Raw genomic sequence first — 9,290 nt, forward strand, 5'->3', positions numbered from 1 at the left:
TTGTCCGGTTGTTTGTTCCAGGCCGTGGGACGAACCGCCGCCCCAGCGGTCAAGCTACTTGATGACCTTGACGACCCGACCGGCGCCGACGGTGCGGCCACCTTCACGGATCGCGAACTTGAGGCCTTCCTCCATGGCGATGGGCTGGATCAGCTCAACGCGCATCTCGGTGTTGTCGCCCGGCATGACCATCTCGGTGCCCTCGGGGAGGTTCACCACACCGGTCACGTCAGTCGTACGGAAGTAGAACTGCGGACGGTAGTTGTTGAAGAACGGCGTGTGCCGGCCGCCCTCGTCCTTGGACAGGATGTAGACCTGGCCGGTGAACTCGGTGTGCGGGGTGGTCGTGCCCGGCTTGATGATGCACTGGCCGCGCTCGACGTCGTCGCGCTTGATGCCGCGCAGCAGCAGCGCGGCGTTGTCGCCGGCGTGACCCTCGTCGAGCATCTTGTTGAACATCTCGATGCTGGTGACGGTGGTGGTCGTCTTCTCCGGCTTGATGCCGACGATGTCGACCTGCTCGTTGACCTTGACGATGCCGCGCTCGATACGGCCGGTGACGACCGTGCCGCGACCGGTGATCGAGAAGACGTCCTCGACCGGCATGAGGAACGGCTTGTCCGTCTCACGCGGGGGCTCGGGGACGTTCTCGTCGACGGCGTTCATCAGCTCGACGATGCTGTCGGCCCACTTCTCGTCGCCCTCAAGAGCCTTGAGCGCGGAGACGCGGACGACGGGCAGGTCGTCGCCGGGGAACTCCTGAGCGGAGAGAAGCTCACGAACCTCGAGCTCGACCAGCTCCAGGATCTCCTCGTCGTCGACCATGTCGGACTTGTTGAGGGCCACGACGATGTAGGGGACGCCGACCTGGCGGGCCAGGAGGACGTGCTCCTTCGTCTGCGGCATCGGGCCGTCGGTGGCGGCGACCACGAGGATGGCGCCGTCCATCTGGGCGGCACCGGTGATCATGTTCTTGACGTAGTCGGCGTGACCCGGGCAGTCAACGTGCGCGTAGTGACGCTTCTCCGTCTGGTACTCGACGTGCGCGATCGAGATCGTGATGCCGCGAGCCTTCTCCTCCGGCGCCTTGTCGATCTTGTCGAACGGCGTCGCGGCGTTCAGCTCGGGGAAACGGTCGTGGAGCACCTTGGTGATCGCCGCGGTCAGTGTGGTCTTACCGTGGTCGATATGCCCAATGGTGCCGATGTTCATGTGCGGCTTGTTCCGCTCGAACTTGGCCTTGCCCACTGGTTCTCTCCTTGAGAATCTGACTGACTTTCGTCTGCACACTTGGGCCCGGGAACTCCCGAACCCCTTGGCGGCGGGGTGGCTCTCACCACCCTGCCAGGGACCAGGAACTTGTTCGCCCCGGGCCCCTCGGCGGCGGGGCGACGATCTCCGCCGCCTCAACCACCTCGGGACCAGGGGTTATTCGCCCCGGGCCTTCGCGACGATCTCCTTGGCGATGCCCGGAGGCACCTCCGCGTAGGAGTCGAACTGCATGCTGTAGCTCGCGCGCCCCTGCGTCTTGCTACGCAGGTCACCCACGTAGCCGAACATCTCAGACAGCGGCACGAGCGCCTCGACGACACGGGCGCCGGCCCGCTCGTCCATCGCCTGGATCTGCCCGCGGCGACCGTTGAGGTCACCGATGACGTCACCCATGTAGTCCTCGGGCGTGGTGACCTCGACGGCCATCATCGGCTCGAGAAGCACGGCGTCCGCCTTGCGCGCGGCCTCCTTGAAGGCCATCGATCCGGCGATCTTGAAGGCCATTTCCGAGGAGTCGACGTCATGGGCGGCGCCGTCGGTCAGCGTAACCTTCACGCCGACCATCGGGTAACCGGCCAGCACGCCGAACTCGGCGGCCTCCTGGGCGCCGGCGTCGACCGATGGGATGTACTCCCTCGGGACGCGGCCACCGGTGACCTTGTTCTCGAACTCGTAGCCGTCGTTGCCCTCGCCCAGCGGCTCGAGGTTGATGATCACCCGCGCGAACTGACCGGAACCACCGGTCTGCTTCTTGTGGGTGTAGTCGACCTTCTCGATCTTGCGGCGGATGGTCTCGCGGTAGGCCACCTGCGGGCGGCCCACGTTGGCCTCGACCTTGAACTCGCGCCGCATGCGGTCGACGAGGACCTCCAGGTGCAGCTCGCCCATGCCCCAGATGACCGTCTGACCGGTCTCCTCGTCACGGCGGACCTGGAAGGACGGGTCCTCCTCGGCCAGCCGCTGGATGGCGGTGGACAGCTTCTCCTGGTCGCCCTTGGTCTTGGGCTCGATGGCGACGTTGATGACCGGAGCCGGGAACGTCATCGACTCGAGCACGACCTGGTTCGCCGGGTCGGACAGGGTGTCTCCGGTCGTGGTGTCCTTCAGACCCATGACCGCGACGATCTGGCCGGCGATCGCCGACGGGCGCTCCTCGCGCTTGTTGGCGTGCATCTGGTAGATCTTGCCGATCCGCTCCTTCTTGCCCTTCACAGAGTTGACGACCTGTGAACCGGCCTCGAGCGTGCCCGAGTAGATGCGGAGGTAGGTGATCTTGCCCAGGTGCGGGTCGCTGGCGATCTTGAAGGCCAGGGCGGAGAACGGCTCGGTCGGGTCCGCGTGCCGCTCGATGACCTTCTCCTCGTTGCCGACCGCGTGGCCCTTGAAGGCCGGGATGTCGGTCGGGGCGGGGAGGTAGGCGACGATCGCGTCGAGCAGGGGCTGCACGCCCTTGTTCTTGAACGCGGTGCCACACAGGACCGGGTTGATGGCGCTCGCCAGCGTCGCGCGGCGCAGGGCCGCGACCAGCTGCTCCTCGGTGGGCTCGGTGCCCTCGAGGAAGAGCTCCATCAGCTCGTCGTCGTTCTCGGCGACGGTCTCGACCAGCTTGTCGCGCCACTCACGGGCGGCCTCGGCGTGGTCGGCCGGGATGTCGACGGTGTCGTACATCTCGCCCTTGGCCGCCTCGGCGCTCCAGATGAGGGCCTTCATCGTGATGAGGTCGATGACGCCCTTGAAGTCGGCCTCAACGCCCCAGGGGAGCTGGATGACGGCCGGGGTGGCGCCCAGACGACTGATCATCATGTCGACGCAGCGGTGGAACTCGGCGCCGACGCGGTCCATCTTGTTGACGAAACAGATGCGCGGGACGTTGTAGCGGTCCGCCTGTCGCCACACCGTCTCTGACTGCGGCTCGACACCGGCGACACCGTCGAACACGGCGACGGCGCCGTCGAGGACACGCAGCGAACGCTCCACCTCGATGGTGAAGTCGACGTGCCCGGGGGTGTCAATGATGTTGATGGTGTGACTGAGCCACTCACAGGTCGTCGCGGCGGACGTGATCGTGATGCCGCGCTCCTGCTCCTGCTCCATCCAGTCCATCGTGGCTGCGCCCTCGTGGACTTCACCGAGCTTGTAGTTGATGCCGGTGTAGAACAGGATGCGCTCAGTCGTGGTGGTCTTGCCCGCGTCGATATGGGCCATGATCCCGATGTTGCGGACCTTGGCCAGGTCAAGAGCGGTCGTGGTGGCCACTTCTCTCGCGTCCTCTCCTGCGGGGGGCCGGGCCCCCCGCACGCCCCCTACAACTGCTAGGGCCTACGGTCGTTTATCCGCGGGGAAGCCAGCTTCCCCGCCCCCTCAGTTGCAAGGGCCTACGGTTGTCCTTCGGCGAGTCGCCACCAGGGTGACGGCTCCAGGCCGGCAACCAGCGCGCCGCGCTGCCTACCAGCGGTAGTGAGCGAAGGCCTTGTTGGACTCGGCCATCTTGTGCGTGTCCTCGCGCTTCTTGACGCTCGCCCCGAGGCCGTTGCTGGCGTCGAGGAGCTCGTTCATGAGGCGCTCGGTCATGGTCTTCTCGCGGCGGGCGCGGGAGTACTGCACCAGCCAGCGCAGGGCCAGGGTGGTGCTGCGCGCCGCGCGCACCTCGACCGGCACCTGGTAGGTGGCGCCACCGACGCGACGGCTGCGAACCTCGAGGGTCGGCTTGACGTTGTCGAGCGCGCGCTTCAGGGTGACGACCGGGTCGTTGCCCGTCTTCTCCCTGCAGCCCTCGAGGGCGCCGTAGACGATGGACTGCGCGATGGAGCGCTTGCCGTCCAGGAGCACCTTGTTGATCAGTGCGGTCACCAGCGGCGAGCTGTAAACCGGGTCAGCCATGAGCTGACGACGGCCAGGAGAACCCTTACGAGGCATTAGCTCTTCTCCTTCTTCGCGCCGTAGCGGCTACGGGCCTGCTTGCGGTTGCGGACACCCTGGGTGTCGAGCGAACCGCGGATGATCTTGTAGCGAACACCAGGCAGGTCCTTCACACGACCGCCACGCACGAGCACGATGGAGTGCTCCTGCAGGTTGTGACCCACACCGGGGATGTAGGCCGTGACCTCGATGCCGTTCGTGAGCCGAACGCGGGCCACCTTGCGCAGTGCCGAGTTGGGCTTCTTCGGGGTGGTGGTGTAGACGCGCTGGCACACGCCGCGCCGCTGGGGGCTCCCCTTGAGGGCAGGAGTCTTGGTCTTGGCGACCTTGTCCTGCCGGCCCTTGCGGACCAACTGCTGAATAGTGGGCACTGCCACTCCGTTTCGTGCCTTGGCCGGTGTTACGTCAGTTGTGGTGCATGTGCAGGTTCTGCCGGTGTCATGACCTGCTGTCTTTCGCTGTCCCGGTGCCCCCGCGCTCGGGCGTGTCGCGCTATTCACACAGACACATCCGCGAGGATTACGAGCCAGGAAGCCGTCCCACGCTCGCAATTGAGCGCACGGTCGAGAGCCCGCATAGAGACGGGCACGATGTCCAAGACTACCCAGACCCATGCGACACGTCAAAACGGCGCGACAAGGCGGGCAAGCCGTGCCACTCCGGATCGCCGGGGCCTATTTCATCCAGCCCATCTACAGCTCCGCGACCATGATATAGGCCCGCAGACCCTCTCGTCCCCCGGACCGGCGTGTTCGTCGCCACACGCGCTCACGATCAACCCCTTCCTTCCGGTACGGCGGCGCCGACGTCACCCAGACGCCGTACAGGGCCGGGGACCTCCAGGGAGACGCCTCTGACCCCGCACGTGGCGCAGCGCCGCCACGGCGCCCTGTGGACCGTCTCCGTGGTCGGTCGGGCACCCGGCACGCCCCCGTCGGTCACCCCACGTCGAGCCCCGGACACGCAGAGAGCCGAAAGCCACACCGGGCACGCGCGGGTGCGAACGCGAAGCGCCCGGGTCTCCTGATCGGAAACCCGGGCGCGTTCAGCTGCCGTTGACTAAGAAATCACCGGTTGTACTGGCCGAAGTCGTATTCCTCCAGCGGCACGGCCTCGCCGCTGCCGGTGCCGAAGGTGTAGTCGGCCGCCGAGCCGTCGTAACCGCCGACGGTGTACATGGCCGCCTTGGCCTCTTCGGTCGGCTCCACCCGGATGTTGCGGTATTGCGGCATGCCGGTGCCCGCAGGGATGAGCTTACCGATGATGACGTTCTCCTTCAGGCCCAGGAGCGAGTCGGACTTGGCGTGGATCGCCGCGTCCGTCAGGACCCTGGTCGTCTCCTGGAAGGAGGCCGCCGACAGCCACGACTCGGTGGCGAGCGACGCCTTCGTGATGCCCATGAGCACTGGACGGCCGGCGGCCGGGGAGCCGCTCTCCGCCACCGTCTCGCGGTTCATCTGCTCGAAGCGCGGACGCTCGACGAGCTCGCCGGGCAGCAGGTCGGTGTCACCGGACTCCAGCACGTTCACGCGCTTGAGCATCTGCCGCACGATGATCTCGATGTGCTTGTCGTGGATCGACACACCCTGCGAGCGGTAGACCTGCTGGACCTCCGCCACCAGGTGCAGCTGCACGGCCCGCGGGCCGAGGATGCGCAGCACCTCGTTGGGGTTGACCGCACCGGCGACCAGCTGCTGACCGACCGTGACACGCTGGCCGTCCTGCACGAGCAGGCGCGAGCGCATCGACACCGGGTAGGCGATCTCCTCCGAGCCGTCGTCGGGAGTGATCACGACCTTCCTGGTCTTGTCGGTCTCGTCGATCCGGGCCCGGCCCTCGGCCTCGGAGATCGGGGCGACACCCTTGGGGATGCGCGCCTCGAACAGCTCCGTGACACGGGGCAGACCGTGGGTGATGTCGGCGCCGGCCACACCACCGGTGTGGAACGTACGCATCGTCAGCTGCGTGCCGGGCTCACCGATCGACTGTGCGGCGATGATGCCGACCGCCTCGCCGACGTCCACGAGCTTGCCGGTGGCCAGCGAGCGGCCATAGCAGGTCGCGCAGACACCGATCTTGGCCTCGCAGACGAGCGCGCTGCGGGTGCGGACCGTCTCGACGCCCGCCTCGACCAGGGCCGCGACGTGGTTGTCGTTGATGTCGACACCCGCGGGGACGATGACCTTGCCGTCGACCTCGACGTCCTCGGCCAGGATGCGGCCGTGCACGTTGGACTCGGCGTTCTCGGCCTTGACCAGGTTGCCGACCGCGTCGCGCTCGCCGACGTGCAGCGGGACGGCGCGGTCGGTGCCGCAGTCGATCTCGCGCACGATGACGTCCTGGGCGACGTCCACCAGACGACGGGTCAGGTAGCCCGAGTCGGCGGTGCGCAGGGCGGTGTCGGCGAGACCCTTCCGCTGGCCGTGGGTGGAGATGAAGTATTCCAGCACCGACAGGCCCTCGCGGAACGAGGCCTTGATCGGCCGCGGGATCGTCTCACCCTTGGTGTTGGACACCAGGCCGCGGATGCCGGCGATCTGCCGGACCTGCATCTTGTTACCGCGGGCGCCGGAGTTGACCATCATCCAGACCGGGTTGGTCGCCGGGAAGGCGGTGACCATGTCGGTCTCGACGTCGGCCGTCGCGTGCGTCCAGATCTCGATGAGCTCCTGACGGCGCTCCTCGTCGGTGATCAGACCGCGCTCGTACTCGCGCTGGACCTTGTCGGCCCGGCGCTCGTAACTCTCCATGATGTCGGTCTTGTTGGGCGGCGCGACGACGTCCTCGATCGAGATCGTGACGCCGGAGCGCGTCGCCCAGCGGAAGCCGGCGTCCTTGAGCGCGTCGAGCGCGTTGGCGACCTCGATCTTGGGGTAGGTCTCCGCCAGCTCGTTCACGATCGTGGACAGCTGCTTCTTGCCGACCTGGAAGTCGACGAACGGGTAGCTGCCGGGCAGCGTCTGGTTGAACAGGCACCGCCCGAACGTCGTCTCCAGCCGGATCGGGTCGCCCTGCTCCCAGCCTTCGGGCGCGACCCAGTCACGCGGCGGCAGGACGTCCTTCAGCCGGATGTGGATCTTCGCCTGGATTTCCAGCTCGCGGCGGTCGAAGGCCATCTGCGCCTCGGCGATCGAGCCGAACACGCGGCCCTCGCCCAGCGCGCCGTCCTTCTGGGTGGTCAGCCAGTAGAGGCCGATGACCATGTCCTGGGTGGGCATCGTCACGGGCTTGCCGTCGGCCGGCTTGAGGATGTTGTTGGTCGAGAGCATCAGGATGCGTGCCTCGGCCTGGGCCTCAGCCGACAGCGGCAGGTGCACGGCCATCTGGTCGCCGTCGAAGTCCGCGTTGAACGCGGTGCAGACGAGCGGGTGGATCTGGATGGCCTTGCCCTCGACCAGCTGCGGCTCGAACGCCTGGATGCCCAGGCGGTGGAGCGTCGGCGCGCGGTTGAGCAGCACGGGGTGCTCGGTGATGACCTCTTCGAGGACGTCCCACACCACGGGACGCGCCCGCTCGACCATCCGCTTGGCCGACTTGATGTTCTGGGCGTGGTTGAGGTCGACCAGCCGCTTCATCACGAACGGCTTGAACAGCTCCAGCGCCATCTGCTTGGGCAGGCCGCACTGGTGCAGCTTGAGCTGCGGGCCGACGACGATGACCGAACGGCCGGAGTAGTCGACGCGCTTGCCCAGCAGGTTCTGGCGGAACCGGCCCTGCTTGCCCTTGAGCATGTCGCTCAGGGACTTCAGCGGACGGTTGCCGGGCCCGGTGACCGGGCGACCGCGACGGCCGTTGTCGAACAGCGCGTCGACGGCCTCCTGCAGCATCCGCTTCTCGTTGTTCACGATGATCTCGGGCGCGCCGAGGTCGAGCAGACGCTTGAGCCGGTTGTTGCGGTTGATGACCCGGCGGTAGAGGTCGTTGAGGTCGGAGGTCGCGAACCGGCCACCGTCGAGCTGCACCATCGGGCGCAGGTCCGGCGGGATGACCGGGATGCAGTCGAGCACCATGCCGCGCGGCGAGTTGGTCGTGTTGAGGAACGCCGACACGACCTTGAGCCGCTTGAGCGCGCGGGCCTTCTTCTGGCCCTTGCCGCTGCGGATGGTCTCGCGCAGGTTCTCGGCCTCGGCGTCGAGGTCGAAACTGACCAGGCGCTCCTGGATCGCCTGGGCGCCCATGCCGCCCTTGAAGTAGCGGCCGAAGCGGTCGCGCATCTCGCGGTAGAGCAGCTCGTCGCCCTCGAGGTCCTGGACCTTGAGGTTCTTGAAGCGGCTCCAGACCTCGTCGAGCCGGTCGATCTCGCGCTGGGCGCGGTCGCGCAGCTGGCGCATCTCGCGCTCGGCGCCCTCACGGACCTTGCGGCGCTGGTCGCCCTTGGCGCCGGCGGCCTCGAGCTCGGCCAGGTCGCTCTCGAGCTTCTTCTGCCTGGTCTCGACGTCGGCGTCGCGGCGCTGCTCGATGTGCTGCCGCTCGACGGAGATCTTCGCCTCCAGCGAGGGCAGGTCACGCTCACGCATCTCGGTGTCGACATGCGTGATCATGTAGGCCGCGAAGTAGATGACCTTCTCCAGGTCCTTCGGGGCCAGGTCGAGCAGGTAGCCGAGGCGCGACGGAACGCCCTTGAAGTACCAGATGTGCGTGACCGGAGCGGCCAGCTCGATGTGGCCCATCCGCTCACGACGCACCTTGGCACGGGTCACCTCGACGCCGCAGCGCTCACAGATGATGCCCTTGAACCGGACGCGCTTGTACTTGCCGCAGTAGCACTCCCAGTCACGGGTCGGGCCGAAGATCTTCTCGCAGAAGAGCCCGTCCTTTTCCGGCTTGAGCGTGCGGTAGTTGATGGTCTCCGGCTTCTTGACCTCGCCGTGCGACCACTGACGGATGTCGTCGGCCGTCGCCAGCCCGATCCGAAGCTCGTCGAAGAAGTTGACGTCTAGCATTTGTGCGATCTCCCCCTCAGACTTCTTCCACGCTGCTCGGCTCGCGCCGGGACAGGTCGATTCCGAGCTCCTCCGCGGCGCGGAAGACGTCCTCGTCGGTGTCACGCATCTCGATGGACATGCCGTCGCTGGAAAGCACCTCGACGTTCAGGCACA

General features: G+C 66.9%; 5 protein-coding genes. All 5 read right to left on the reverse strand.

The annotated features are described in order from the left end of the window. Positions 1 to 54: 54 nt before the first annotated feature. Positions 55 to 1,248 (reverse strand): elongation factor Tu, encoded by a 1,194-nt coding sequence (gene tuf, locus ACTWPV_RS49270; protein ID WP_347646474.1) that lies wholly within the window; start codon positions 1,246 to 1,248, stop codon positions 55 to 57. A 180-nt stretch (positions 1,249 to 1,428) separates the two neighbouring features. After that, positions 1,429 to 3,477, reverse strand: a complete 2,049-nt coding sequence (gene fusA / locus ACTWPV_RS49275; RefSeq protein WP_443157161.1) for an elongation factor G — start codon at positions 3,475 to 3,477, stop codon at positions 1,429 to 1,431. A 240-nt stretch (positions 3,478 to 3,717) separates the two neighbouring features. After that, a complete protein-coding gene (gene rpsG, locus ACTWPV_RS49280) occupies positions 3,718 to 4,188 on the reverse strand; it encodes a 30S ribosomal protein S7 (RefSeq protein ID WP_020542314.1) in 471 nt (156 codons plus the stop codon). Beyond that, complete coding sequence (rpsL, locus tag ACTWPV_RS49285; RefSeq protein ID WP_043623420.1) at positions 4,188 to 4,562, reverse strand: 30S ribosomal protein S12; 375 nt, start codon at positions 4,560 to 4,562, stop codon at positions 4,188 to 4,190. Before rpsL ends, rpsG begins: the two co-directional genes overlap by 1 nt. A 696-nt stretch (positions 4,563 to 5,258) precedes the next feature. After that, the gene (locus ACTWPV_RS49290; RefSeq protein ID WP_443157160.1) at positions 5,259 to 9,134 is read right to left on the reverse strand and encodes a DNA-directed RNA polymerase subunit beta'; all 3,876 of its coding nucleotides are present in this window, start codon (positions 9,132 to 9,134) and stop codon (positions 5,259 to 5,261) included. Between the last annotated feature and the right edge of the window lie 156 nt (positions 9,135 to 9,290).

Source organism: Nonomuraea sp. KM88 (genome assembly GCF_052245635.1).
GTDB lineage: Bacteria > Actinomycetota > Actinomycetes > Streptosporangiales > Streptosporangiaceae > Nonomuraea.